Below are 25,862 nucleotides of genomic sequence, written 5' to 3'. Positions count from 1 at the left end.
AAACATCCTGAAATTGCGGCATGCTCGTTACAGAAAGGGGAAAGACCATTTCTTATGCGGAACGTAGCGGTCTTCGAGGGAGCTTGTCCGTATTGGAGTAGCGCCCCCGGCGACATGGTGGCATAGCGTCGCGGTATGGACGTACGCCCCTTCTGGCTCGCCGGCTCGCCCGCCACGGGCGAGGCCGAGCTCACGGTGACCAACCCTCATGACGGCCGCGTCGTCGGCGTCGGCTCGGTGCCGACGGCCGACCAGGTCGAGCAGGCCGTGGCGGCCGCGCACGCGGTGCGCAAGGAGGCGGCCGCCCTGCCGATCCACGTGCGCGCCGAGGCGCTGGCCCACGTCTCGCGCCGCCTGGCGGAGCGGTCGGAGGAGATCGCCCGGCTGATCAGCGCGGAGAACGGCAAGCCCATCTTCTGGGCGCGCGGCGAGGTCGGCCGCGCGGTGGCCACCTTCCGCTTCGCCGCCGAGGAGACCCGGCGCTTCAGCGGCGAGGTGCAGCGCCTGGACACCGAGCCCGCCGCCAACGGCCGCCTGGCCTACGTGTCGCGCCAGCCGCACGGGCCGGTGCTGGCCGTGACGCCGTTCAACTTCCCGCTCAACCTGGTCGCCCACAAGGTCGCGCCGGCCATCGCGGTCGGCGCCCCCGTGATCGTCAAGCCGGCCCCGGCCACCCCGCTCTCGGCGCTGCTGCTCGGCGAGATCCTCGCGGAGACCGGCCTGCCGGCGGGCATGTTCTCGGTATTGCCGGTGCCGAACGACCGCGCGGGCGCGCTCGTGGACGACCCGCGCCTGCCGGTGGTGTCGTTCACCGGCTCCGGGCCCGTCGGCTACGCCATCAAGGACCGCGTGCCGCGCAAGCACGTCACGCTGGAGCTCGGCGGCAACGCCGCGGCGGTCGTGCTCGCCGACGCCGACCTCGACTGGGCGGCCGGCCGCGTCGCGCTGTTCTCGAACTACCAGGCAGGGCAGAGCTGCATCGCCGTCCAGCGGGTGATCGTCGAGGAGGCCGTGGCCGAGGCCTTCACCTCCAAGCTCGTCGCCGCCGTCGAGAGCCTGGTCGTCGGCGACCCGGCCGACGACAAGACGCAGGTCGGGCCGCTGGTGTCGGTCGAGGCCGCCGAGCGGGTCGAGCAGTGGGTGGCCGAGGCGGCCGCCGCGGGCGCCAAGGTGCTCACCGGAGGCGGGAGGGACGGGGCGACCGTGGCGCCGACCGTCCTCGCGGAGGTTCCCGCCGGCGCCAAGGTGGTGTGCGAGGAGATCTTCGGGCCCGTGCTCGTCATCCAGCCGGTCGCCTCCGTCGACGAGGCGTTCGCCGCCGTCAACGACTCCAAGTACGGCCTGCAGGCCGGGATCTTCACCCGTGACCTCGACGTCGCCTTCCGCGCCGGCAAGGAGCTGGAGGTGGGCGGCGTGATCATCGGTGACGTGCCGTCCTACCGCGCCGACCAGATGCCCTACGGCGGCGTCAAGGAGTCGGGCATCGGCCGCGAGGGCCTCCGCTCGGCCATGGAGGACTTCACCTACGAGAAGGTCATGGTCCTCACCGGCCTGACCCTCTAGGTCCGCCGTCACGTCAGGCCCGCTGCGCCGCCTCGAACAGATGGCGGGCCTGGTCGCCGAAGTAGGGGCCGTACATGGTGCCCGGGTCGTCGCTGTACTTGAAGCTGCTGACCGAGGTCACCACGCCCTCCCCGGTGGCGGGGTCGAAGGAGCTGAGCCACGGGCCGCCGCTGGACCCGGCGGTCAGGTCGCAGCGCATGCCCTGGTCGCGGGTCTGGCCGTGCGGGTCGCCGTGCATCGCGCCCGAGCAGTAGACCAGGTGCTCGCCGTCGTAGGGCGGGTCGGCGGGAAAGCCGAACCCGAAGGCCCGCGTGCCGCGCGGCACGTCGAATTTGATCTGCTGCCCGCCGACCGCCTCGCCGAGGTGCCGGCCGCCGGAGGGGTTGACGGCGATCATGGCGAGGTCGTGGCTGTCGTCGGCGTGCCGCGACCAGGGCTCGGGGACGAACATCCGCCGCGCCGTGAAGACGCCGTACGGGTGGCTGCCCGTGTCGTAGCCGGGGACGAACGTCCAGTTCTCCGCCCAGGCGCCCGCGCCGTCCTTGACGCAGTGGCCCGCCGTGATGACGACGTCCAGGTTGCGGCTGCGCACGGCGCCGGCCGAGCAGACGTAGTCGACGCCGCGCAGGGTGAGGAACACCCGGCCGGTGGTGCGCGTCACCGTGCCTCCGGCCGCCCACCGTGCGCCGCTGGTGTTGACGCTGGGCGCGCTCGCTCCCGACTGCGCGGCGGCGGGCGCGGACGGGGTGGCCGTGGCCGGGCTCGCGGGGTACTCGCGGGGCGGGGCGGCGGGGCGGGCCGGCGCGGGCGACGGCGGCCGGGCGGCGGCGATGCCCAGGGGCAGCGCGCCGGAGCCCAGCCTGCCGATCTTGGCGACCGAGCCGAGCAGCCCTCCGGGCAGCGCCCGCCCCATGCGCCGGGGAGTCCAGTAGTCCAGCACGCGGCGCTGCTCGGCCCCGGTGAGGGCGGCCACGTGCTGGACGACGCCCGCCGAGGTGACGGGTGAGGAGGACGTGGCCGGCGGGCGGGAACCCGCCGGCGGAACGACCCGCGTGGAAGCGGCGGGCGCGGTGCCCACCAGCCCGGCGACGAGCGACACGGCGGCGACCAGGGGGAGGATCGGGGTCATGGCTCCCGAGTTTGGACTACGGATGGTCGCCTTGCGGATACTTTCGGTAAATCAGGTGGCGTCCTGGTTCTGCGCCGCGGTGTAGACGGCCTGCGCCTCCGGGCCGAAGTACGGGCCGAACATCCAGTACGAGGCGAAGTTGTACTTGAAGCTGTTCACCGAGTTCAGCGTGCCCGCGCCGGTGCTCTCGTCGAAGCTCAGGAACCATCCGCCGCCGCTCGCGCCTCCGGTCATGTCGCAGGTGAGGCCCTGGTCGGTCGAGATGAGGAAGTCGTTGAACACCCTGCCGCTGCAGTAGATCAGCTTCGAGCCGTCGTACGGGCTCGCGGCCGGGTACCCGAAGGCGTACATCTGCCGCCCGCGCGGCTGGTTGAAGGCCACCCCCTGGCCGCCGACGACGTCGACCAGACGCTGGCCGTTGAGCGGGGCGACGACGGCCGCGGCCATGTCGTAGTTCATGTCCTCACTGGAGTTCCACTGGGGCGTGGTGAGCAGGCTGGTGGCGACCCAGGTGCCGTAGGGGCGGCTGCCGGCGCTGTAGCCGGGCACGAAGGCCCAGTTGGTGTGGAACGCGCCGCCGAGCTTCACGCAGTGCCCGGCGGTGACGACGACGCTCTTGTTGGCGCTGGTGACCGCGGTGCCCGAGCAGGAGGCGCTGCGTCCCTGGTAGGTGAAGAAGACCCGTCCCTCGGTCTTGACGATCGTGCCGCCCGTCGTCCAGGCGGCCCCCGAGGAGCGGGCCGCGAGCACGGACGAGGGGGTGGCCGGGGTGGCGGTCGCGGAGGGCGAGGCGCTGGGCGTCGCCGGGGGCGGCGGGGGCGTGGTGGGGGTGACGGGCGCGGCGGCGGGCTTGGCGGCGTGGGAGCCCGGAGCCTGCGGGACGATCGCCGTCCCGCCCTTCCCGCCGCTAGGCGCGGTGGTCGTGCGCCCGTTCCGCGACCTGACGAGGTCGAGCGGCTTGGCGGCGGCCATCTTGGCCGGGGTCCAGAACTGCTTGACGACGCGCTGCTCGCTGGTGCTGTCGGCCGCGTTGTGGACGATGGGCCGTGGTGCGGCGGACGGCTTGGCGGCCTCGGCGGTGGAGGCGGTCAGCAGGATCCCCGCCGCCGCCACGGGCGAGATCGCGAGGATGGGGATGAGACGTCGTGCCGTGCGATGCATGCGGTCCTCCATGCTGTGGTCGCGCTCGCCGGGCACGGATCGGCGGGCGCGCGCCATTGGGGCCGGCGCGCGGCGCATCCTCGTGCCCGGCTCCCGCGTGATCGGGGGTGCCGGGTCCTGACGCGGGAACGTAGTGCGGCCGAATGCGGCATTTCTCGCGATTCACCGAGACGGGTATGGCGGGATTCGGGCATTGAGCTGCTGGTTTCTCATCCGTCGCTCTGGTGACGGGAAACCGGGCACGCGAAGGCCGGAACGGGGGGCCGCGATAATGGGGGCATGCAGACCCCTCTCGCCGGCCCCGCGGGTCTGGCGGGCGCCGCTCCGGCGGGCCCCGCCGATCTCGCCGCCCCCACCGGCCCGCCCGGCTCGGCCGCGCCGCGCTCGATCGTCGTGCTCGGCTCCACAGGATCGGTGGGCACCCAGGCGCTGGAGGTCATCGAGCGCGACCCCGGCAGCTTCAGGGTCGCCGGGCTCGTCGCGGGCGGCGGCCAGGTCGACCTGCTCGCCCGCCAGGTGAAGCGGTTCCGCCCCGAGGTCGTCGCCGTCGCCGACGAGCGCGCCGTCCCGGCGCTGCGCGAGGCCATCGGGCCGGTGCCGATCCTCGCGGGCGCCGAGGGGGTCGCCGAGGCCGCCTCCTGGCCCTGCGACATCGTCCTCAACGGCATCACCGGAGCGGTGGGGCTCACCTCCACCCTCGCCGCGCTCTCGGCGGGACGGGTGCTCGCGCTCGCCAACAAAGAGTCGCTCATCATCGGCGGCCCGCTGGTCAAGCGGCTGGCCGGGCCGGGCCGCATCCTGCCGGTCGACTCCGAGCACTCGGCCCTCGCGCAGTGCCTGTGGGCGGCCGGGCCCTCCGGCCACGACCCCGAGGCGGTGCGGCGGCTCGTCGTCACGGCGAGCGGCGGGCCCTTCCGCGGCCGGACGCGCGCGGAGCTGACCGAGGTGACCCCCGAGCAGGCGCTGAAGCACCCGACCTGGGACATGGGGACGGTGATCACGCTCAACTCGGCGACGCTGGTCAACAAGGGCCTGGAGGTCATCGAGGCCAGCCTGCTGTTCGACATCCCCTTCGACCGGATCACCGTGGTCGTCCACCCGCAGTCGGTCGTCCACTCGATGGTGGAGTTCGTCGACGGGTCGACCATCGCCCAGGCCAGCCCGCCCGACATGCGGCTGCCGATCTCGCTGACCCTCGGCTGGCCCTCACGGGTGCCGGGCGCGGCCAGGGCCGTCGACTGGACCAAGGCCCACACCTGGACCTTCGAGCCGCTGGACGACGAGGCGTTCCCGGCTGTGGCGCTGGCCCGGCACGTCGGCTCGCAGGGCGGCACGGCCCCGGCGGTGTACAACGCGGCCAACGAGGTGTGCGTGGAGGCGTTCCTCGCCGGGCGGCTGCCGTTCCTCGGCATCGTCGACACCATCGCGGCGGTGGTGGGCGAGCACGTGGTCACGCCGGCCGATTCGGTTGAGGAGGTGCTCGCCGCGGACGCCTGGGCCCGGGCCAGGGCACGAGAGTTGGCGGCCAGGTAGCCCTACGGAACGCCGCGGTCCGCGGGGTTCCTTAGACTGGGGGGCGTCGTGAGCGCGTCGCCGAAGACCAAGGTGCTGGAAAAGATGACATCTGTTGATCTGGGGATTCCCTCGGTACGGAACAAGCCGATCGCCGAGCGGCGGGTGTCGCGGCAGATCATGGTCGGGTCGGTGCCGGTGGGCGGTGGCGCGCCGGTCTCGGTGCAGTCCATGACCACGACGCTCACCGCCGACGTGAACGCCACGCTGCAGCAGATCGCCGAGCTGACCGCGTCGGGCTGCCAGATCGTCCGCGTGGCCGTGCCCTCGCAGGACGACGCGGACGCGCTGCCGGCCATCGCCCGCAAGTCGCAGATCCCGGTGATCGCCGACATCCACTTCCAGCCGAAGTACGTCTTCGCGGCCATCGAGGCCGGGTGCGCGGCGGTCCGGGTCAACCCGGGCAACATCAAGAAGTTCGACGACAAGATCGGTGAGATCGCCAGAGCCGCCGCCGACACCGGCACCCCGATCCGCATCGGCGTGAACGCCGGCTCGCTGGACCCGCGTCTGCTGGCGAAGTACGGCAAGGCGACCCCCGAGGCGCTGGTGGAGTCGGCGCTGTGGGAGTGCTCGCTGTTCGAGGAGCACGGCTTCCGCGACATCAAGATCTCGGTGAAGCACCACGACCCGGTCGTGATGGTCCAGGCGTACCGCCTGCTCGCGGAGAAGTGCGACTACCCGCTGCACCTCGGCGTGACCGAGGCGGGCCCGGCGTTCCAGGGCACGATCAAGTCGGCGGTGGCCTTCGGCGCGCTGCTGGCCGAGGGCATCGGCGACACGATCCGGGTCTCGCTGTCGGCGCCCCCGGTCGAGGAGGTCAAGGTCGGCATCGGCATCCTGGAGTCGCTGAACCTGAAGGAGCGCGGGCTGGAGATCGTCTCCTGCCCCTCCTGTGGCCGCGCCCAGGTGGACGTGTACACCTTGGCCGAGCAGGTCCACGCCGGGCTCGACGGGCTGAAGGTCCCCCTGCGGGTCGCCGTGATGGGCTGCGTGGTGAACGGTCCCGGCGAGGCCCGCGAGGCCGACCTGGGCGTCGCCTCGGGCAACGGCAAGGGCCAGATCTTCGTCAAGGGCGAGGTCATCAAGACGGTTCCCGAGTCGCAGATCGTCGAGGTGCTGATCGAGGAGGCGCTGCGCCTGGCCGAGGAGATGGGCGTGGACGTCGACCTCGACGACGACGACGCTCCCGGCCCGCAGGTCGTCGTGCGCTGACGCCGCGCTCGCCGTCCGCGGTGATGCGGTTGGCTGTGCGCCCACGCGAGGGGCGCCGGCCGGATGCGCGCCCTGGCAGGCATCGCCGCAGGTTGGCCACCTTCATCGGGCCCGCCCGCACTGGTGTATGCATGAAGGGTGCGAGACAGGCAGTGGCCATGGATCCCCGACCGGCCGTGGCGGTCGGGGACCGCGCTGGTGCTGATCCCACTGACGGTGATCGTCGTCATCACCATCGCGGACCTCCTGACCCCGCACGACATCTCGCTCAGCCCCCTGCTGATCACCGCTCCGGCCATCACGGCGTCGTTCGCCGGTCCCCGGCGCACCGCGGTGATCGTCGTCATCACCATCGTCGTCCGGCTGCTCCTCGACCTGGAGGCCGGCCTGCTCGGCTCGCGAGACATGCAGTCGCAGCTGGCCGCCCTGCTCGTGGTCTCGGTGCTCCTCGTGGTGTTCTCCTACCTGCGTGACCGGCACGAGAGGGTCCTCACGCGGGTCCGCTCGGTCTCCGAGGCCGCGCAGCGGGCCCTGCTGCGTCCCCTCCCTCCTCGGCTCGGGGCGCTGGACCTCGCCTCCATGTACCTCGCCGCCGAGGAGGAGGCCCAGATCGGCGGCGACCTGTACGCCGCGGCGCGCACGGACGACTGGGCGCGCATCCTCATCGGGGACGTCCGCGGCAAGGGGCTTCCCTCGGTGTCCGACGCCGCCCTGCTGCTCGGCGCCTTCCGCGAGGCCTCCCGCCGGCACGCCACCCTGCCCGACGTGGCACGTCACCTGGACGAGAGCGTGCGCGTCGAACTCGCCGAGCACGCCCAGGACCTGGCGGAGGCCGAGGAGAACTTCATCACCGCGGTGGTGCTGGAGATCCCGCACGACCGGCCGGTGGTCCACTTGATCGACTGCGGGCATCCGCCGCCGCTGCTGGTGCGCGACCACCAGGTGATGACGCTGCACGTGGCCCACCCGGCGCCCCCGCTCGGCCTCGGCGAGCTCGCCGAACCGACCTACGCGGTGGAGACGTTCGCCTTCGAGGAGGGCGACACCCTCCTGCTCTACACCGACGGCGTCATCGAGGCCAGGGGCCCGGGCGGCGGGTTCTACCCGCTGGCCGATCGGCTGAGGAGCTGGCGGGGCGGCGGCCCCGAGACGCTCGTCGAGCACGTCAGGGACGACCTGCTCGCCTACGTCGGCGGGCGTCTCGGCGACGACGCCGCCATGATCGCGATTCAGCGCTCGGCCGCCGGCGTGGTGGCCGTGACCGGCCCCGGCTCCGGCGCGGACGACTGAACCGAGCCGCCCGCGCGGACCGGCCGGACCCTCCCCACGGGCACCCGCAAGGGGCTACTCACCGCAATCGAATGACTACAGATCGGTAAACATTGGGCCGGGTCGGCGGTCGCCGCACGGTCCCATCGGGAAGCATCACCTCTGCCACAGCAGCAGAGGGAGTAACGGGTGAAGCGGTTTTTCTGTGTCATGGCGGGTGTGACCGTGCTGGTCACAGGGCTGACGGGAGGGGCGCGAGGAGCGGCCGCCGACCCGCACGACGGCCCCGCGTGGGCCGCGTGCCCGGGGCCGAAGGCGGTGGTCACGGTCGAGTGCGCGACCGTGAACGTGCCGGTGGACCACACCCGGCCGGACGGGCCGACCATCGCCCTGGCGCTCAGCCGCGTGAAGGGCTCGGCGTCCCACGACCACCGCGGTCTCGGCGTGCTCCTGGTCAACCCCGGCGGTCCCGGGGCGCCGGGAGTGAACCTCGCCCGGTACGTCGCCGCCGCCCTGCCCAAGGACATCGCCGCACGGTACGACGTGATCGGCTTCGACCCGCGGGGCGTCGGGGCCAGCGAGCCGGCGATCCACTGCGCCGACCCCAAGAAGCACTTCGCCGCCCCGCGCCTGGACCAGGTGCCGGGCAACGACGCCGCCGAGTCCGCGCTGCTCGCCCGGGCCAAGGAGTACGCCGCGGCGTGCGGGAGCCGCTGGTCGTGGCTGCTGCCGCACATGACCACGGAGAACTCCGCCCGCGACATGGACGCGATCAGGCAGGCGCTCGGCGAGGAGAAGATCAGCTACCTCGGCTACTCGTACGGCACCTACCTCGGCGCCGTGTACGCGACGCTGTTCCCGGCCCATGTGAAGCGGCTGGTGCTCGACAGCGTGGTCGACCCCGAGGGGGTGTGGTACGACGCGAACATCGCGCAGGACTACGCCTTCGACCGGCGGCACCACGACTTCCTGGCCTGGGTGGCCAAGCACAACGACGTCTACCGCCTGGGCCGCACCGAGACCGAGGTGTCCAATGCGTGGTACTCCCTGCGGCATCGGCTCGGGGCCCGGCCCGCGGGCGGGCTCGTCGGGCCGAGCGAGCTGGACGACATCTTCACCGTCGGCGGGTACACCAACGCCGTGTGGCCGCAGCTCGCCGCCGCGTTCGCCGGCTACGCCAAGAAGGGGCGGGCTGACGGCCTGGTGAACGCTTACCGCCGCCACGTGGACCACGACGCCGCCGCCGAGAACAACTACGCGGTCTACCTGGCGGTCCAGTGCCGCGACGCCGAGTGGCCGCGCGACTGGGCCCGCTGGGAGGCCGACACGAAGAAGGTGAACGCCAAGGCGCCGTTCATGGCCTGGGCCAACGCCTGGTACAACGCGCCCTGCGCCTTCTGGCCGGTGAAGGGCGGGACGCCGGTGCACGTCGGCGATGTCGCCCACGTGCCGCCGATCCTGCTCATCCAGTCCAGGCACGACGCCGCCACGCCGTACCCGGGCGCGCTTCGGGTGCGCGACCGGTTCCCGAGCGCCCGGCTGCTGCTGGAGGCCGGGGGCAACCACGGCCTGTCGCTGGGGGACAACGCCTGCGTCGACCGGCATCTGGCCGACTACCTCCGGGACGGGGCCGTTCCCGGCGGCGCGGAGCAGCGCACCGGCAGCCGGCCGGACGGCGTCTGCGCCGCCACGCCGGACCCCCGGCCGCTGCCGGCGATGGCGGCGAGCCCGGGCCACCTGCGGCTGTCGAAGGTGATTGCCGGCCAGTAGGGTCGGTTCGTTCCAAAATCGGGGCGGTCGCGTAGGCTAAGCCCGTGATGCTGCGAACATCGGCGTCGCGCGTGCTGGACGATCAGGACCGCGAAGAGGTGCTCACGATCCTCGACGCGGACCCTGTCGCCAACGTCTTCGTCGCCTCCCGGGTCAGGTCCGTCGGGCTCAGCCCGGCCAGGCTCGGCGGACAGATGTGGGGGTTCGGCCCGCGGGGCGGGCTGACCTCACTGTGCTACGCCGGCGCCAACCTGGTGCCGGTCAACGCCGGGCCCGAGGCCGTCCAGGCCTTCGCCGACCGTGCCCGCAAGCAGGGCCGGCGCTGCTCGTCGATCGTCGGGCCCGCGGACGCCGTGGAGAAGCTCTGGGAACGGCTGGAGCCCTACTGGGGCCCGGCGCGGGCGATCCGCTGGGCCCAGCCGGTCATGGCCACCTCCTCGCCGTCGCCGGTCCCGCCCGATCCGCTCGTACGGCAGGTACGCCCGGAGGAATTCGCCACGCTGCTGCCCGCATGCGTGGCGATGTTCACCGAGGAGGTCGGCATCTCGCCCGATCTCGGGGACGGCGGCGCGCTCTACCGGTCACGGGTCGCCGAACTGATCCGCGTCGGCCGCTCCTTCGCCCGCATCGAGGACGGCCAGGTCGTCTTCAAGGCGGAGGTCGGGGCGGTGACGCCGCAGGTCTGCCAGATCCAGGGCGTGTGGGTGCATCCGGACCTGCGCGGGCGCGGGCACGCCGTGTCGGGCATGGCGGCGATCGTCGACCAGACCCTGCGGCATTTCGCGCCGGTGGTGTCGCTGTACGTCAACGACTTCAACGTGCCCGCTCGGGCGGCCTACCGGAGGGTGGGTTTCAAAGAGGTGGACACGTTCATGTCCGTCCTGTTCTGACCCATCCTCTTCCCGGTGGTTCCCGGTCTCCTGGCGGCCTCGGGGCGGCCGGGCGGCGCCGGTACCCTTGGCGGGTGCTCGAACAGGTGACCGCGACGCGCTATGTGACCCCCCTTCGCGAAGGGGGTTCGCTGCCGGGCGTCGTCGAGGCAGACGACCTTGGTACGTATGTCGTGAAATTTCGTGGTGCGGGGCAGGGGCGGCGGGTCCTGGTCGCCGAGATCATCTGCGCGGAGCTGGCGCGGCGTCTCGAGCTGCGAACCCCGGAGCTGAAGATCGTCGACCTGGACCCCCAGATCGGCGCGCGCGAGCCCGACCAGGAGATCCAGGACCTGCTCAGGGCCAGCGAGGGCCACAACCTCGGGGTCGACTTCCTGCCCGGATCCCTCGGCTTCGACCCGCTCGCGTGGACCCCCGACGCCGCGTTCGCCTCCCGCGTGCTCTGGTTCGACGCGCTCGTCCACAACGTCGACCGCAGCTGGCGCAACCCGAACCTGCTGGTCTGGCACGGCGACATCTGGCTGATCGACCACGGCGCCGCGCTGTGGTTCCACCACAACTGGCCGACGGCCGACCCGCAACGCCGCTTCGACGCCCGAGACCACGTGCTCGCGCCCTTCGCGACCCGCATCGAGGAGGCCGACGCCGAGCTTCCCGGGCTGGTCACCGAGGAGTTGCTCCGCGCGGTCGTCGGCCTGGTGCCCGACGAGTGGCTGGAGGACGAGCCCGGCTTCCCCGATGCGCGCGCCGTCCGCGAGGCGTATGTCGACCACCTGCTCGCCCGCGCCCACGGCCCGCGCGCCTGGCTCCCGGAGGTCGCGCGATGAGCGGAGGGAACGCGATGAGCGGGGCGAGCGCGATGACCGTCGTGTACGAGTACGCGGTGATCCGGGTCGTGCCCTGCGTGGTCCGGGGCGAGCTCATCAACGCCGGGGTGATCGTCTACTCCCAGCCACGCGGCTACCTGTGCGCCCGGGTGGAGCTGGACGAGGTCCGGCTGCGCGCCATCGACGACGGCGTGGACGTCGAGGGCGTCAGGAAGGCGCTGGCGGCCTACGAGCGGGCGTGCTCGGAGGACTCCGGGCCGCTGCGCGGCGAGTCGCCCGGCAGCCGGTTCCGCTGGCTCACCGCCCCGCGCAGCACGGTCGTGCAGACCGGGCCGGTCCACGCCGGCCTGACCGCAGACCCGGCCGCCGAGCTGGAGCGCCTCCTCGACCGGTTCGTCCGCAGGGCCGCCTCCGCCCGATGAGCCGGTCCGGCGACTCGGTGCGATGAGCCCGTCCGATGAGCCGGCCCGGTGCGGCCCGGCGAGCCGGTCATGCCTCCGAGGCGGGCGCTTCGGAGGCGGACGGTTCCAGGTCGCCCGATCGGCGGCCGGCGGCTGACGACGGTGGCACCCACCACATCTCGCCGCCCGCGATCTCGTGGTAGACGTCCAGCAGGTCCTTGCCGGTGGTGACGCTTCGCGACTCGGCGGCGGCCCAGGTGTAGACGCCACGCGACATGGTGGAGTCCTCCTGGCGCACCCGCAGCGTGTAGACGCGTGCCCGGATCTCGTGCACCTTGCGGTCCGCGGGGTCGGCCTGCGTCGCCAGCTCGGCGAGCTGGCAGGCCAGGCGCAGGTCGCCCTCGGCCGCGGCCGTGGCTGCGCGGGTGGCCAGGATGGGGGCGCCACCGGCGAGGTCGGCGAGCGCGCGGGCGAGGACCTCGTCGGGCGCGGGCTTGAGATGGGCGGGGTTGCCGTCGTGCCAGCCGCCGTAGAGCCGCCAGATGTTGCGCACCACGAACTCCGGCTCGTCGTAGTGCGGTTGCAGGTAGGGCCGGCGGGTCAGCGCCTCCGGCGGCCGGACCGCATGGACGATCTCGTCCAGCCGGGCCCCGGCGTTCATCATGTCCAGCGTCTGCTCGACCAGGCTGTCCAGGTAGTCCGCGGTGTCGGTCAGGGCCTGCCGCACGCGGTCCGCCCCGACGATGGGCAGGCCGTGGCCCGGGAGCAGCACCTCGGCGGACAGGGCGGCCATCTTGCGCAGCGCGACGGCCCACTCGTCGGGGTAGCGCTGCACCTTCTGCGGGTTTCCGGCGTTCGGCGTGACCCAGATGAACAGGTCGCCGGTCAGCAGCACGCCGCGTTCGGGCAGGTACGCCCAGGTGGCGTCGTCGGTCTCGCCGCGGGCGTGCCGCATGTCCAAGGTGACGTCGCCGAGCGAGAGGCGCATCTGGTCGCGGTAGGTGAGGTCGGGCTGCCGGTAGGCCGTGGGCCAGGTCATCCGGGTGAAGCCGAACTGGCGCTGGTTGATCACGGTGTTGTAGCCGGCCGTCCTGGCATAGCGGGTGAAGCGGGCGGCGACGTTCTCATGCGCGATCACGCACGGGCGCGGGCCGCTTTCGCCGTCGAAGGGCTCCATGCCCGCGACGTGGTCGAAGTGGCCGTGGGAGAAGACCGCGTAGCGGACTGGCTCGTCCGACCAGGCGCGCATGGCCGCGTGCATCGTCCCCGCGTCCACGTTGTTGCCCGAGTCGAACAGAGCCAGGCCGCCATCGCCCCGGATGCCGTAGACGTTGCCGAAGGCCGGCCACATGACCACACCCTCGGCCACCTCCTGCACCCCCCTCGAGCGCAGGTCCCGCAGCGGCACCTCCTGCGGGGGCACCGACCCGCGCCAGACACTGTCCGCGTGCTCGAGGATCGGCGATGTCATGCGTCAAGCATGCCCGCAGGGCAGCGGCGGCAGCAGTAGGGAGTTCCCTACATCCGAGATCTTTGCCTCTGGTGTCGCCCGGCACCGCGCGGCCGCCTACAGCCGGGAAGTTGATGTTGTTACCGCCTCGTTCACCAGTCCCGCGACGGCCGACCTCAAGGTCTTCGCCCTCAGCACCCGCACCTGAGGCTCGCATCTGAGGGCGGCGGCCGTCCGGCGGCCCTTCACGCATGAGGGCCGTCGCGTCTGGCGGTGAGCGTATGACCGTAGGGTGACTCCGATGAACGTGATCGGCGGGTACGCGCTCAGGCGTGAGCTGGGCCGGGGCGGCATGGGCGTGGTGCACCTCGCCACCACCCCGACCGGCGGCCTGGCCGTGGTGAAGGTGATCCATCCGGAGCTGGCCCGCGACCCGGCCTTCCGGCGGCGCTTCGACCGCGAGGTGGCCGCGGCGCGGCGCGTGGCCAGGTTCTGCACCGCTCCCGTGCTCGACGCGGGGATCGAGGACGGCGTCGCCTACCTCGTCACGGAGTACGTGAAGGGGCCCGACCTGGCGCAGGCCGTGCGCGAGCAGGGCCCGCCGGCCGGCGCCAACCTGGAGGCGCTCGCGGTCGGGATCGCCACGGCGCTGCACGCCATCCACGAGGCAGGCGTCATCCACCGCGACCTCAAGCCGTCGAACGTGCTGCTGTCGCCGCTCGGCCCGCGCGTGATCGACTTCGGCATCGCGCAGCTCGTCGACAGCCAGACCCTGCCCGGCCAGGAGATCCTGGGCACGCCCGCGTTCATGGCGCCCGAGCAGGTGCGCGGCGAGCCGCTGACCCCCGCCGCCGACGTCTACGCGTGGGGCGGGGTGATCGCGTTCGCCGGCACGGGACGGCTGCCGTTCGGTGGCGGCTCGCCGCCGGAGGTCCTCTACCGGATCGTCAACGAAGGGCCGAACCTCGCCGGCCTCGACGAGCACATGCGCGCCGTCGTCGAGCGGGCCATGGCCAAGGACCCCGCCAAGCGGCCGAGCGCCCAGCGGCTGCTGGACGAGCTGATCGGCGGCCGGTCCACCCCGGCGATGGCCACCCAGGTGGTCGAACGCACCTGGGCGGGCACCGGCGCACCGCCCCCGCCCTCGCCCGAGAGGCCGATTGCTCCGGTCGGGCCGGCCGGGTCCGAGGCACGGCCCGGGAAGGCGCGGCGGCGGTGGCCGTGGGTCGCGGGCACGGCCGTGCTCGCGGCGGCCCTGGCGGGCGGCTTGGCCGCCTACACCGCCCTCGGCACGCCGGCGCTGCCCTACCACGCGGACTTCGCCGCCTCCTGGGCCATCGGCGCGTCCGACGGCGGCAGGACCGAGCAGGAAGGCGGGGCCTACCTGCTGACGGCGAATCCCGGCTGGCGGCTGTGGAAGTCGGCCCCCCTTTCGGGCGAGCCCGCCGAGGGCATCGTGGTCAGCTCCAGGGCCCGGCTGGTGCGGGGCTCCGGAGAGTTCGGCGTGTGGTGCCGGGGCGACGCCGGCACCGGTGACCGCTACGAGTTCGCGGTCACCGGCTCGGGCGAGGCGTCCATCGGCAAACGGCACGCCGGGCGGAGCACCGTCCTGCACGGCCCCGTGCGGGTGAGCAGGTCGGCCGACTACCGCGTCGTCGCCCAGTGCGCGCAGCGGGGCGGCAAGGTCACCTTGAGCATGTGGCTCAACGACGCCCTGGTGGGCGAGGCCGCCGACACCCGTGACCCGTACGGTCCGGGGGGCGCCGGAGTCTACGCGGCGCCGGACACGGCCAAGCCCGTCCAGGTCAGGTTCGCCTCGTTCGACGTCCGGCCGGCGAAGGGCTGAACGGTGCGGTTCGGCCTGCTGGGTTCACTGCGGGTGCTCGAGGGCGAGCGCGACCTGACACCCGGCCCCGCCAAGCAGCGCGCGCTGCTGGCCGCTCTGCTGCTGCGGCCGGGACGGTTGCTGACCGTCGACCGGCTGATCGCCGAAGTGTGGGGCGAGAGCCCGCCCGTCTCGGCCGAGCCGGTGCTGCGGGTGTACGTGAGCGCGCTGCGCAAGGTCGTGGACGGCATCCGCACCGTGCCCGGCGGCTACCTCCTCGACGTCGATCCAGACCAGGTGGACGCGCACAGGTTCGAGCGTCTGGTGGCCTCGGGCAGGCGGGCCAGGGACGTGGGCGGCACCGCCGAGGCGGCGGCCGGTCTGCGTGCCGCCCTGGCGCTCTGGCGGGGGCCCGCGCTCGCCGGCGTCGACTCGGGCGAGCTGCGGCGGGCGTATGCCGTACCGCTGGAGGAGCTGCGGCTGACCGTGCTGGAAGAGCGTGTCGAGCTGGACCTGGCGCTCGGCCGTGGCGCGGAGGTGGTGGGGGAACTGCGCGCTCTCGTGGCCGGGCACCCGCTGCGGGAGCGGGCGTGGGGGCTGCTCATGCTGGCGCTCGACCAGGCGGGACGCAGGTCGGAGGCGTTGAGCGCCTACCAGGAGGCGCGGCGGCTGCTGGTCGGCGAGCTCGGACTGGAGCCCGGTCCCGAGCTCCGGCAGGCGCACGAGCGCGTGCTGGCGGGAGACGCGCCGTCCCGTGCCCGGCCGGACGGGACGGCCGCCGGTGCCTGGCCGAACGCGACGGCCGTCCGTGCCGTGCCGAACGAGACGCCGCCCGACGTCGCCGACTTCACCGGGCGCGAGCGCGTGCTGGAGTGGATCCGCGGGTCGGTGCCCTCTTCGGGTACCGCGCCGGTCCATCTGGTGCTGTACGGCCCGGCGGGGGTGGGCAAGTCCGCGGTGGCCGTCCACGCGGCCACCACGCTCGACTTCCCCGACGGGCGCCTGTACGCCTCGCTCAGGGACAGGGCGCCGGGCGCGGTGCTGGAGGACCTGCTGCGCTCGCTCGGCTGTCCGGAGGGGGCAGTGCCGGCCGACCTCGCCGAGCGGGTTCGCCTGTACCGCAGCATGGTCAGCGGACGGCGGTCGCTGGTGGTGCTGGACGACGCGGCCGGCGAGGCCCAGGTTCGCCCGCTGCTGCCCACCGGACCCGGCTGCCTGACGCTGGTGACCAGCCGCTCGCCGCTGGCCGGGCTGGAGGCGGCGCGCGCGTTCGAGCTCGAGCTGCTCGACCCCGGCGAGTCGGTGTCGTTGCTCGCCAAGGTGGTGGGGGAGCGGCGCGTACACGCCGAGCCGCAGGCGGCCGCGCGGATCGCGGCGTTGTGCGGCGGGCTGCCGCTCGCGCTCAGGATCGCCGGCTCCAGGCTGGCGCGGCGGCCGGACTGGACGCTGGAGCACCTGGCCGGACGCCTCGCGGACGAGCGGAGTCGCCTGGACGAGCTCAGCGCGGGCGATCTGGCCGTGCGCGGCAGCCTGGCGCTCGGCTACCGCGCGCTCTCGGAGCCCGAACGACGGCTGCTACGCCGCCTCGGCGCGCTGTCCGCGCCCGACTTCGCGCCCTGGGCGGCCGCCGCCGTCCTCGGCGCGCCCGCCGACCGGCTGCTGGAGGCGCTGGCCGAGGCGGGCCTGCTGCAGGCGCGCGGGCTCGACGCGACCGGCCAGGAACGGTACGGCCGGCACGACCTGACCAGGCTCTACGCCGCCGAGCGCCTGGCCGGTGAAGAGGGTCCGCCCGCCGGCGTGCTCGCCGCCGCCGCACAGGAGATCCTCGATCGGACGCGGCGGGCCAGGGCGCTGCTCCTGCCCGCCGAGCCGGGATCGGGCCTGACCCTGGTCCGGACCGAGGAACTGGCCATCGAGCTTTCGACCACGCGGCTCAGGGATTCGGCCCGCTGGCTGGCCGCCGAGCGGGGCTTCCTGGTCGCGACCGTCGCCGACTTCCATCAGAGCGGCCTGGACGAGGCGGCCTGGCGACTGGCCTTCTACCTGACGCCCTTCTTCGAGCTCGGGGGGCACCGCGCGGACTGGGGCGCGGCCGTGGAGGTCGGCCTGCGGGCCGCGCGGCGCATGGGCGACCGCCATGGAGAGGCGCTGCTGCTGCGGTCGCTGGCAGACCTGCACCGTACGGAGGGCCGCCTGGCGGAGGCGGCCGACGCGCTCCAGCGAGCGCTCGCGCTGGCGGAGGCGGGCGAGGTGGCCCGCACCAGGCACCGGCTCGGCCTGGTCCATCTGGCCCAGGGTGCGCTGCCGGAGGCGGAGGCCTGTTTCGTGTCCTGCCTGACCGCGTTCTCGGCGGCGGGCGACCAGCGCGGCAGGGCCGACGCGCTGCGTGCTCTCGGCGGGCTGCGCCGCGCCGAGGACCTGCTCGTCAGGAGCCTCGCGGCCTACCAGGAGCTGGGCGATCCGCGCGGCGAGGCGGCGGTCTCGCTGGACCTCGCGGGGCTTCACCTGGAGCAGCGGCGGCCCTCCGAGGCGCGCGAACGGGCCGAGCGAGGACTCGGCCTGGTCAGGCGCCTCGGAGATCGGCTGCCCGAGGCGGCGGGACTGCTGGTCCTGGCCAGGGTGGCCCTGGCGGAGGGCCGGCCCGACGCCGCCCTCGGCTCGGTGGAGGAGGCGCTCGCGACGTTCCGCGAGTACGCGGACCGCGGAGGCGCCGCACGGGCGCGGCTGGTCCTGGCCGCGGCCCTTCTGGACCTTGACGAGGTAGATGGTGCGGTTGATGACTTAACAAGTGTTATGGGAGAGTTTCACGTTCTCGGTGACAAGCGGGGCCTCGCCGAGGCGGAAACGCTCGCCGCTGAGGCGCGGCGGCGCCGTGGCCTGCGCATATAGCGCGCTATGCGGATCCTGAAGGTCGTCCGTCTACGGTCGGGGCTCGATTCGATCCACGACAGGCGGAGGCAGGACGGAATGCGAAGAGGGATCACACCGGCGGTCGCGGTGGCCGTGCTGGCGGCCGTGCTGACCGGCTGCGGGATGCTTCCAGGGCAGCAGGGTGGCGGCGGCGAGGAGAAGCAGCCGGCCGCACAGGCGGAGCAGGCCACCGACCCGTCGGGGCCCACCAAGCCCGACGGCGCCACCGGCTCCACCGGGCCCGCCGAGCAGGAGATCGCACCCGCGGAGCAGCAGAGCGCGCCCGCCGAGCAGGGCGAGGTCATCGCCACCAGGGAGGTCAAAGCGGGCGGCGCCGACCTGACCGTGCAGATCACCGGCCTCAAGCGGCAGGGCCGGCTGTCCACCCTGACCTGGACGGTCACCAACAAGGGCCTCGAGAAATGGCAGATGAGCAGCGACATGGGCGACACGCCCGGCGGCCTCGGCCTGACCGTGGCAGGGATCAGCCTCGTCGACCCGGTCAACGGCAAGCGGTACACCGTCGCGCGCACAGGGCAGTACCCCCACGCCAAGTGCCTGTGCTCCGACTATGACGTGTTCACCGAGCCGGACGAGGTGCTGCCGCTGCACGCGACGTTCGCCGCGCCGCCGCCGGACGTCACGAAGATCAACGTAGACCTCAAGGTGCTGGGTGTGTTCACCGATGTCCCGATCTCCTGAGCGGACGTCCGGATCTCGGGAGCGGACGGCCGGATCCGGGGAGCGGACGGCCGGATCTCCTGAGCGGACGTCCCGATCTCGTGAGCGCCTGACGGTGCTAGTGCTCGCACTCGCCCTGGTCGCGGCCGGTCCTCCGGCGGTCGCGTGGGCGGACCCGGGGGACGTCACGGCCGCCGTGGAGGACATCATCGCGCCCGTCGAGAACGTCGTCGCCGAGGTGGAGTCCCTCGACGGCGCCGAGAGCGAGTCCAAGCAGGGCGAGCAGGTCACGGTGGCGCTCGCGGGCGACGTGCTGTTCGCCCTGGACAAGGCCGTGCTGACGTCGCAGGCCCGGCAGCGGCTGCGGCGGCTGGCCGAGAGGATCCGGTCGGAGTCGGCGGGCGGGGTGGTCAGGGTTGACGGGCACACCGACGACCAGGGAAGCGACGCCTACAACCGCGCGCTCTCCCTCAGGCGCGCGCAGGCCGTGCGCCAGGACCTCCAGACCCGGCTACCGGGCGTGAACCTCCAGGTCAGAGGCTTCGGAGAAAGCCGCCCCAAGGTCCCCAACATCATCGAGGGACGCCCGGTAAAGCAGAACCAGGCGAGAAACCGCCGAGTGGAGATCGTCTTCACCGCCAAGCAGTGATGACACCCGCGCCTCCTCCAGAGACGCCCACGACGAGGGCCGATGGAGGGGAAGCCTGCGATCACGAACGGGCTTCAACGTAGAGTCATCATCCGGTCTCGTCGGGCGCTGGCGGGCGCACATTGCGCTGAGTTACAGTCGGATCACGCCATGTGCGCACCCCCCGGGAGATTCCATGCTGACAGTTACCTTCTTGGGTAAGACGGCCATAACCACTCCAGGCGCGGAGGTGGGGCTCAGCATCTGGTCCTACCGGGTCGAGCCGACCAGTCCCGGTGAGTTGCCGGCGGGGCAGCGGGTCGCGATCGGACTGCCCAGCGGTGTGGACGTGCGCAGTCCGGCGCTGTTCCCCGGGGTGCCCCAACTGCAAGGCGGCTTCCTTCAACGGGATGCCGGCCTGAGCCGCCAGTACGCCGGTCGCCAGATCTCAACGACGGGTTCCCAGGTCATCTCGTTCGTCGCGCCGGCCTATGAGACGAGCTACGAGGTACTCCTCGCCAAGAGCTCTCCGGGTCAGGACCTGGCCTCGGTGCCCTTCATCACCGGTCCGGGTGGGACGGCGCACACGGTGCAACTGCTGCCGGCACCGATGACGGCCCCCGCTGTGTTCAACGGCCGTCCGTTGACGGACTTCACCGGCTCGTTGCCCTACGCGAGCGAGCTCTTCGGCGTGTACAAGCCCCTCGCCGGATGGTTCGGTCGTGCCAACACCCTGCGGATGGGTTCGGCGATCGGCATCGATGACGAACTGTCCGATGGCGAGGTATTCTCCGGCGCCGCCGCACGCGACCTGACCAACAATGCGTTGACGCGGGTGCGTGACCTGGTGGCGGACGAGGCGCAGGGGGTGCTGTCGCCGGTCGGCCTCGTCAATCTGTTCCGGCAGTACTTCTTCGAGTTCGACACATTTCTCGGCACGCCGGTCGGTCACTTGTGGATCAGCCCCGGCGGGACGGTCGAAGTCGTCGAGTCCAGCACCCGGAAGACGGTCGTCGAAAAGACGACCGAGCTGTTCGATGAATCGACGTTGAGAACGGAGGAGTCTCTCACCACTCAAGAGGATCTCGCCGACGCCGTCAAAGAGGACAACGCCAACGACACCAAACTGGGGGCCAGCGCATCCGGTGGTGCGAACTTCGCCGGCATCTACCACGCCGACGCGAGCGTGAGCTTCAGTGCGGGAAGCTCGGTCAAACGAAGCTCGGAGGAAACCCACAAGCACAGTCGCAACCAGAGCGCCAAGGTCACGAGTGAGATCCGCCGGAACTTCAAGACCACGTTCAAGACGGTGACCGAGTCGACGGACACGACCAGCCGGCGCTACGTGGTGCAGAACACGACGACCAAGCTGGTCAACTACGAGTTGCGGCGCAAGATGCGTAAGGTCGGCGTTCAGGTCCAGCACATCGGGACCAATCTTTCGTGGCAGGCCTTCATGAATGATCCTGGGAAGGAGCTCGGGCTCGGGGAACTGATCCACGTAGTCCCTGCGCCGGACCTCACCTCGATCAGAAAGCCGGACGCGCCGCCGCCGCTCGTGGTCAAGAACGCCCAGTTCACCGGTGCGTTCCCCATTCGGAAGAAGCCGGGCACGCAGGATCCACCCGAAGTCAATATGGAGTTCGTCCACCACAGCCCTCCGGACGCCGACGGGATCACCAGCCACGACAATTCGAAACACATCGTGGCCCGGATGGACTACACGCCATCGCCTCCTGAGCAGGGATACAAACTGCAGGACGTCCGGTTCCTCTCCGCCGCGCCGGGGCGAGGTTTCGTCCCGCATTTGATCCGTGTCAACCCGGAGAAGACGGGCTTCGCGGTCTTCCCGATCTTCGTCAATACCGGCGATCTCAGCCCGATCGCTCTGAATTTCGACCTCACGTGGGATCCGCCGGCCACCAACGATGCCCACGAGCGCTATGCGGCCGAGAAGAAGCTCTACGACGCGGAGGTGGCCGAACTGCAGCGCACGGCTTACGCGAAAGCGGTGCGCGATCGCGCGAAGCTCGTCCGCGGCATACCGCAAAGGCGCTCCGAAGACCTGCGGCGCGAGGAACGCCACACCGTCTACGGATACCTGATCCGCAAGCTCAAACTGTTCGACGACGCCCACTTGGGCGCCGAGCTGCTCCGGCAGATCTTCGACGTCGACGAGATGTTGTACTTCGTCGCACCCGAATATTGGCGACCTGGAAATCTCCCTCCGCTCGGCGAGACCTCCAAAGGCCGTTACCCCGCTCCGAAGCCGGCCTCCGCCGCGGACATAGCGGCGGACCACCTCGCGGGCACGATCGTCACGAGCAGCTATTCGCATACGTCCAAGAACAACGCTCTGGTGCTCGACGTGACGTCACAGAATCTGGTGCTCAGAGACGAGTGGCGCATCAATTATCCGATCGCCGAAGATGGGTTGCCCGCTCCGCTGGGCAGCTCGCTGGGCTGGCTCATCCAGATAGACGGCGACGAGCGGCGTAATCAGTTCCTGAATGCGGCGTGGGTGAAAGCCGTCCTGCCCATCCGGCCCGGTCACGAGCTGGAGGCGCTCGAATGGCTCAAACAGGCGAACGTGGAGGGCGAGGCGGGACTCGGCCTGCCCTATCCCTTCCAAGCCGGCGATCCACCCGAGTACCAGGGGAAGACGGTCGGTCAGGTGCTCGAGCTCCTCGCCGCCGAGCTGAAGGCCGCGAGCGCCGACTTCAAGAACACCCTCGCCGTGGAGAAGGTATTCGAGAAGGGCTTCGACCCGCTCGAAGGAGGCTTCCGGCCGGCGGGGCCGTATGAGGTCTTCGATCAGTGGCGCGAAGTCCTTCCGACCGACCAGGTCGTGGCCGTCGAGGTGGAGTACGACCCGAAGACCGGCCAGCAGCCGTAATGGCGAGCGACAGGCAGGTACCGCGACCTGACGCCGCGCTCGTCCAGCATCGGCAGAGCATGACCGGCCGTCGAAGGCGGCCACGTCCCGAATCTTGTGATGGGTGAGGCGGGTCATTGTGGCCGATCCCACGAGTCTCAAGATTCTCGTCCAGAATGCCGTCGGCGCGCCGATCAGCGGCGCCACGGCCGATGTCGTGGTGCGCCGGGGCGTCGAATGGCGCGAGGAACACAAAGGGCTGGCGGTTCCGGCGACGGTGCCACTGCGGGCCGGATTCATTCAGATCGAGGTCGCCGTGCGGGCGCCCGACTACTACGACGAGCGCGTGATCATGACCTTCAGGTCGGACGGCCACCATTGGGAGACGACGAATCCCGCGTGTGCTCTCGCCGAGACCGGGCAGATCGCGACGCTGGCCGTCGTCCTCGGCCGCATCCGCTTCGCCCCGATCGTGATGCTGCCCGACGACATGCGGGTCCCTACGACGTTCCTTCCGGGAGCGGTGCTGGCGAATCAGCAGGGTTATCGCACGATCAACCTCGACCCGGAAGAGCGCATGCGCGTCCTGGCGCCGGTCGCGACGGGAGACCCGGATTCGCCGGGCTGGGACCGGTTCCGATGGAGTGAGCGGCCCGTGAAGCTCGCCGGGCGCGGGAACTGGCTGCTACTCGAGTATGGCGACACGTCGGGACGGCCGGACGCGATGCGGCATCTGCTCGGGGTGTGGGCGCCGCACAGCTTCGCGGGCATGGCGCCGCCGGTGGTCGTGCAAGTGACGCCGAACACGCGCACCCCGTTCTACCCGCCGGACAAACGTCCGTTCACCGGTGCCTACCCATATGGTTGTGTGGCCGCGCAAAACGCGGTGGTCGACAAGAAGACGAAAACCGTCGAGCTGCGGTCCAGCCGGCAGGCCTACGCCGAATTGCCGGCGAACCGGTGCCTGGGGCAGTACAAGATCATCTATCAGCTCTATGCGGCGCGGCCGGACTTGTTCGACGGCCCGAACGGGCCGATCGTCATCACGCCCTCACCCGCGCTCATCGCCGGAGCGGGACCATTGCGCGCGCCCTTCGAGCATCCAGATGGCATGGGCCGCATGGTCGCCGAAGTGCTGCGGTTCCTGTATGCGCGCAGACTGACGCTCCCGATGTCGGCAGGGGGGCTCCACCTGCGGTTCCAGGGGTCGGAGGTGAGAATCGGCGGGGTGCGGCCGGCCGGTGGGCCGATCGGAATACCGAAGCAGACGCTGACGACGGTGTTGTGCCATAGCGCGGGGGTGGTCCCGGTGCTGAGCTTGGCCCGCAACCTGGCGCGCCCGAAGTTCCCGGCCGATTTCCCGGAAGCCTTGTGGGGCGGGCGGAACGTGTACTGCGACCAGAGCTGGACGAACCTCTGGGTGATCGACGGGGTCGCCACCCCGGGTGGTATCGGAATTCCCAGCCCGGGCGGGCCGGCGGCGCAGACGTGGGCGGCTTGGCTGCGGCGGGGAGGCAGGCGGATGGTGATGGTGTACACGCCGTCGGGGCTCGGCGGACTCGTCGCGCCGGAATTGGTTTCGCGGCCGGCCGCGCGTTCGGGGAAGGCGGGGAGGATCGAGGAAGCGGCCGATGGGCGGGTGCGCTGGCTGCACATGGCCTATACGTATCTGCGCGCCGATCCCGCGCAGAATCCAAAGGGCATCCGGCCGGAATTCGGCCCGCCCTCGGACGATGCCGAACGGTCGCACAACAAGGTGTATGAGTTCGGGGTCGGCTACGCCGCCGCCCGGCCCGCGCGCTAGAGAGCTCCAATGGTGCGCCGGCACCGGCCGGACGATCCGCGACGCCAATGCCTCAGCTGCTGGTGTAGCGGAACTCGAGGATGGCGGCCGGGTTCGCTAGCACGTCCGTCGGCAACCCGTTGGCGTCGCGCGCGAGCCCGCCTGGGTCCGTGGCCACGTAGAACGTCCGGCTATCCGGGGCGATGGCGATGTCCCTGTAACGGTTGACGGTGCGCCACAGCTCCAGCGGTTCGCCGATGGTGACCCCGTCGGGGTTCAGCGGTAGCCGGTAGACCGTCCCGTTCTTCAGGGACGGCATCAGCAGGCTCGGCCCCCAGCCTGGGATGGTTCCCGTAGCCGGGTAATAGTCCAAACTGGACGGAGCTACGGTCGGCCAGCAGACGAAGTAGGTGTCGGAGCAGGCGGGCGGGCGGAAGTCGTAGCCTTCCGGCACCGTCGAGAACGTCCGCCGTGGAGGGACGAAGGCCGGGTCATCGAATGTGGACTCACGCTGCAGCGGGACGGACTCCGGGATGGAGAAGTCGCTGTAGGTAAGCGCGCTGCAGGGTAGGGGCTGCGAGGCAGACCAGTTACCGTACGCATAGGACCGGTCATCCTTGTACCCCGCCACTCGGGGCCACCCGTAATTGCCTCCGGCCACGATCACGTTGAGCTCATCGTCGGTTTTTGGTCCCTGCTCGGAGGAGTACAACGTTCCATCCGAGCCGAAGACGAGGCCCTGAGCGTTGCGGTGCCCGTACGAGTAGACATGGCTACGCACGCCGGCCAGCACTGGATTGTCGGTGGGGATCGACCCGTCCAGGTTCAGCCGCAGCACCTTGCCCTGATACGCCGACCAGTCGCGGGCCTGCACCTGGGCGGCCGTCGGCAGGGTCTGCGACTGGATTTTGCGGCATGTGCTGTCGAACTGGTTGTGCCCCATGTCGCCGATGGAAAAGTAGAGCTTGTTGTCCGGGCTGTACGCGAGTCGCCCGGAGTCGTGGTCGATCCCGGCCGGCAGACCGGTAAGGAGATCGTTGGGACGGACCAGCTTCTGTATGCCGCGGTCGTACTCGTACCTCACGATCTTCATCCGCCTGTCAACCGGCGCGGCCGAGTCGGCGGCATTGTACGTGTAGGCCAGGTACACATACTGATCCGTGTCCTGCTTGAGTAGGCCCGGGTGCAGCGCCATGCCGAGCAGCCCGTCCTGGGCGCCGGTGTCGGCGTATAGATCTGGAAGCTCCAATGCGGTAGACGACGTCCCGTCGCTGGGCGACATCCGAGTAACCCGTCCGGCCTCCTTCTCGGTGATCCACAGCATGCCGTCCGGGCCCCAGGTGACCTCCCATGGGTTGGCCAGCCCTGTGGCCAGTACCCGCATCGACAAACGCGGCGGCGGCGGCGTCGATGCCCGGGGGGCCGAGGGCGGACCACCGGTACAAGCGGTCAGAGCAAATAGCACCGCAGCCGATGTGACAACTAGGCGCCGGGCACCGTATCTGCGGACTCCGAGAGGCATACGTTACTCCTGCTGCAAGAATTTGCATGGTTGCTGCTCGAAATTTAAGCGCAGAAGTAAGTTTGCAGACAAGCGACAGGTTGTAAAGGCCCGACAGCGCCACGGCCGGCCTCTCCTCATCCCTCCACCAAACGGCCACTGTCTCGGCCATGGGCCGCATGGCTAGGCGAAAGCCCAGGCGGAGTCCTGCCGGGGAGGACGGCTTAAGCCAGCAGCGACACGGCCGTCCCGACCGTGCAGCCGACCTCGCTGTTCCGCGTCGCGAGTCTCAGCAAGAACATCACCGCGGCGGCGACCGTGATGGCGCCTTGGGCGTCGCCGAGTATGTCGTCGTCGCGGAGGCACCCGAACCGCACTGCGTCATCATCTGGGTCCAGCTGTATTAGACGGT

Annotated in this window: 19 protein-coding genes; 14 read left to right on the top strand and 5 right to left on the bottom strand. The window is 71.3% G+C overall.

Translation table 11 applies throughout. The features are described from left to right. The first annotated feature begins 135 nt into the window (after positions 1–135). The gene (locus MYF83_RS12410) at positions 136–1,563 is read left to right on the top strand and encodes an aldehyde dehydrogenase family protein (protein ID WP_248960415.1); all 1,428 of its coding nucleotides are present in this window, start codon (positions 136–138) and stop codon (positions 1,561–1,563) included. Between the two features lie 13 nt (positions 1,564–1,576). On the opposite strand, the gene MYF83_RS12405 is transcribed toward MYF83_RS12410, so the two are convergent. Continuing rightward, positions 1,577–2,692, bottom strand: a complete 1,116-nt coding sequence (locus MYF83_RS12405; protein WP_248960414.1) for a trypsin-like serine peptidase — start codon at positions 2,690–2,692, stop codon at positions 1,577–1,579. Between the two features lie 51 nt (positions 2,693–2,743). Further along, positions 2,744–3,853: a trypsin-like serine peptidase gene (locus MYF83_RS12400; RefSeq protein ID WP_248960413.1), complete on the bottom strand. Its 1,110-nt coding sequence runs from the start codon at positions 3,851–3,853 to the stop codon at positions 2,744–2,746. A gap of 279 nt (positions 3,854–4,132) precedes the next feature. Here MYF83_RS12400 and dxr point away from each other — a divergent pair, with 279 nt between their 5' ends. From dxr to MYF83_RS12365, 7 genes are all read left to right on the top strand, one after another. Beyond that, entirely contained in the window at positions 4,133–5,386 is a 1,254-nt protein-coding gene (dxr, locus tag MYF83_RS12395; protein ID WP_248960412.1) for a 1-deoxy-D-xylulose-5-phosphate reductoisomerase, read from the top strand. An 84-nt stretch (positions 5,387–5,470) separates the two neighbouring features. Then, positions 5,471–6,640: a flavodoxin-dependent (E)-4-hydroxy-3-methylbut-2-enyl-diphosphate synthase gene (ispG, locus tag MYF83_RS12390; protein ID WP_248960411.1), complete on the top strand. Its 1,170-nt coding sequence runs from the start codon at positions 5,471–5,473 to the stop codon at positions 6,638–6,640. A gap of 138 nt (positions 6,641–6,778) precedes the next feature. Next, positions 6,779–7,930, top strand: coding sequence for a PP2C family protein-serine/threonine phosphatase (locus MYF83_RS43725; protein ID WP_248960410.1), 1,152 nt, complete (start codon positions 6,779–6,781; stop codon positions 7,928–7,930). A gap of 168 nt (positions 7,931–8,098) precedes the next feature. Then, positions 8,099–9,679 carry an alpha/beta hydrolase gene (locus MYF83_RS12380; protein WP_248960409.1) on the top strand — a complete coding sequence of 527 codons (1,581 nt, stop codon included), beginning with the start codon at positions 8,099–8,101 and terminating at the stop codon, positions 9,677–9,679. 47 nt (positions 9,680–9,726) lie between these two features. Further along, positions 9,727–10,569 carry a GNAT family N-acetyltransferase gene (locus tag MYF83_RS12375; RefSeq protein ID WP_248960439.1) on the top strand — a complete coding sequence of 281 codons (843 nt, stop codon included), beginning with the start codon at positions 9,727–9,729 and terminating at the stop codon, positions 10,567–10,569. Positions 10,570–10,643: 74 nt separating this feature from the next. Then, positions 10,644–11,396 (top strand): HipA family kinase, encoded by a 753-nt coding sequence (locus MYF83_RS12370; protein WP_248960408.1) that lies wholly within the window; start codon positions 10,644–10,646, stop codon positions 11,394–11,396. Further along, the gene (locus tag MYF83_RS12365) at positions 11,393–11,818 is read left to right on the top strand and encodes a DUF3037 domain-containing protein (RefSeq protein ID WP_248960407.1); all 426 of its coding nucleotides are present in this window, start codon (positions 11,393–11,395) and stop codon (positions 11,816–11,818) included. Before MYF83_RS12370 ends, MYF83_RS12365 begins: the two co-directional genes overlap by 4 nt. A 67-nt stretch (positions 11,819–11,885) precedes the next feature. Here MYF83_RS12365 and MYF83_RS12360 read toward each other — a convergent pair whose 3' ends face one another. After that, positions 11,886–13,268, bottom strand: coding sequence for an alkyl sulfatase dimerization domain-containing protein (locus tag MYF83_RS12360; protein ID WP_248960406.1), 1,383 nt, complete (start codon positions 13,266–13,268; stop codon positions 11,886–11,888). A 280-nt stretch (positions 13,269–13,548) separates the two neighbouring features. On the opposite strand from MYF83_RS12360, the gene MYF83_RS12355 reads away from it, so the two are divergent. The 6 genes from MYF83_RS12355 (at position 13,549) to MYF83_RS12330 (ending at position 23,970) form a co-directional block, all read left to right on the top strand. Beyond that, complete coding sequence (locus MYF83_RS12355; protein WP_248960405.1) at positions 13,549–15,093, top strand: serine/threonine-protein kinase; 1,545 nt, start codon at positions 13,549–13,551, stop codon at positions 15,091–15,093. A gap of 3 nt (positions 15,094–15,096) precedes the next feature. Further along, positions 15,097–17,961, top strand: coding sequence for an AfsR/SARP family transcriptional regulator (locus MYF83_RS12350; RefSeq protein ID WP_248960404.1), 2,865 nt, complete (start codon positions 15,097–15,099; stop codon positions 17,959–17,961). A gap of 78 nt (positions 17,962–18,039) precedes the next feature. Further along, entirely contained in the window at positions 18,040–18,684 is a 645-nt protein-coding gene (locus MYF83_RS12345; protein WP_248960403.1) for a hypothetical protein, read from the top strand. 94 nt (positions 18,685–18,778) lie between these two features. Continuing rightward, entirely contained in the window at positions 18,779–19,312 is a 534-nt protein-coding gene (locus MYF83_RS12340; RefSeq protein ID WP_248960402.1) for an OmpA family protein, read from the top strand. A gap of 175 nt (positions 19,313–19,487) precedes the next feature. Beyond that, entirely contained in the window at positions 19,488–22,187 is a 2,700-nt protein-coding gene (locus MYF83_RS12335) for a hypothetical protein (RefSeq protein ID WP_248960401.1), read from the top strand. A 118-nt stretch (positions 22,188–22,305) separates the two neighbouring features. Next, on the top strand, positions 22,306–23,970 hold the full coding sequence (locus MYF83_RS12330) for a hypothetical protein (protein WP_248960400.1): 1,665 nt from the start codon (positions 22,306–22,308) through the stop codon (positions 23,968–23,970). A 52-nt stretch (positions 23,971–24,022) separates the two neighbouring features. Here MYF83_RS12330 and MYF83_RS12325 read toward each other — a convergent pair whose 3' ends face one another. Both MYF83_RS12325 and MYF83_RS12320 read right to left on the bottom strand, forming a co-directional pair. Continuing rightward, on the bottom strand, positions 24,023–25,333 hold the full coding sequence (locus MYF83_RS12325; RefSeq protein ID WP_248960399.1) for a glucose/sorbosone family PQQ-dependent dehydrogenase: 1,311 nt from the start codon (positions 25,331–25,333) through the stop codon (positions 24,023–24,025). A gap of 341 nt (positions 25,334–25,674) precedes the next feature. Further along, the gene (locus MYF83_RS12320) at positions 25,675–25,827 is read right to left on the bottom strand and encodes a hypothetical protein (RefSeq protein ID WP_248960398.1); all 153 of its coding nucleotides are present in this window, start codon (positions 25,825–25,827) and stop codon (positions 25,675–25,677) included. Between the last annotated feature and the right edge of the window lie 35 nt (positions 25,828–25,862).

The organism is Sphaerisporangium perillae, assembly GCF_023276435.1.
GTDB lineage: Bacteria > Actinomycetota > Actinomycetes > Streptosporangiales > Streptosporangiaceae > Sphaerisporangium > Sphaerisporangium perillae.
This window is presented reverse-complemented; position numbering and strand designations above follow the sequence as displayed.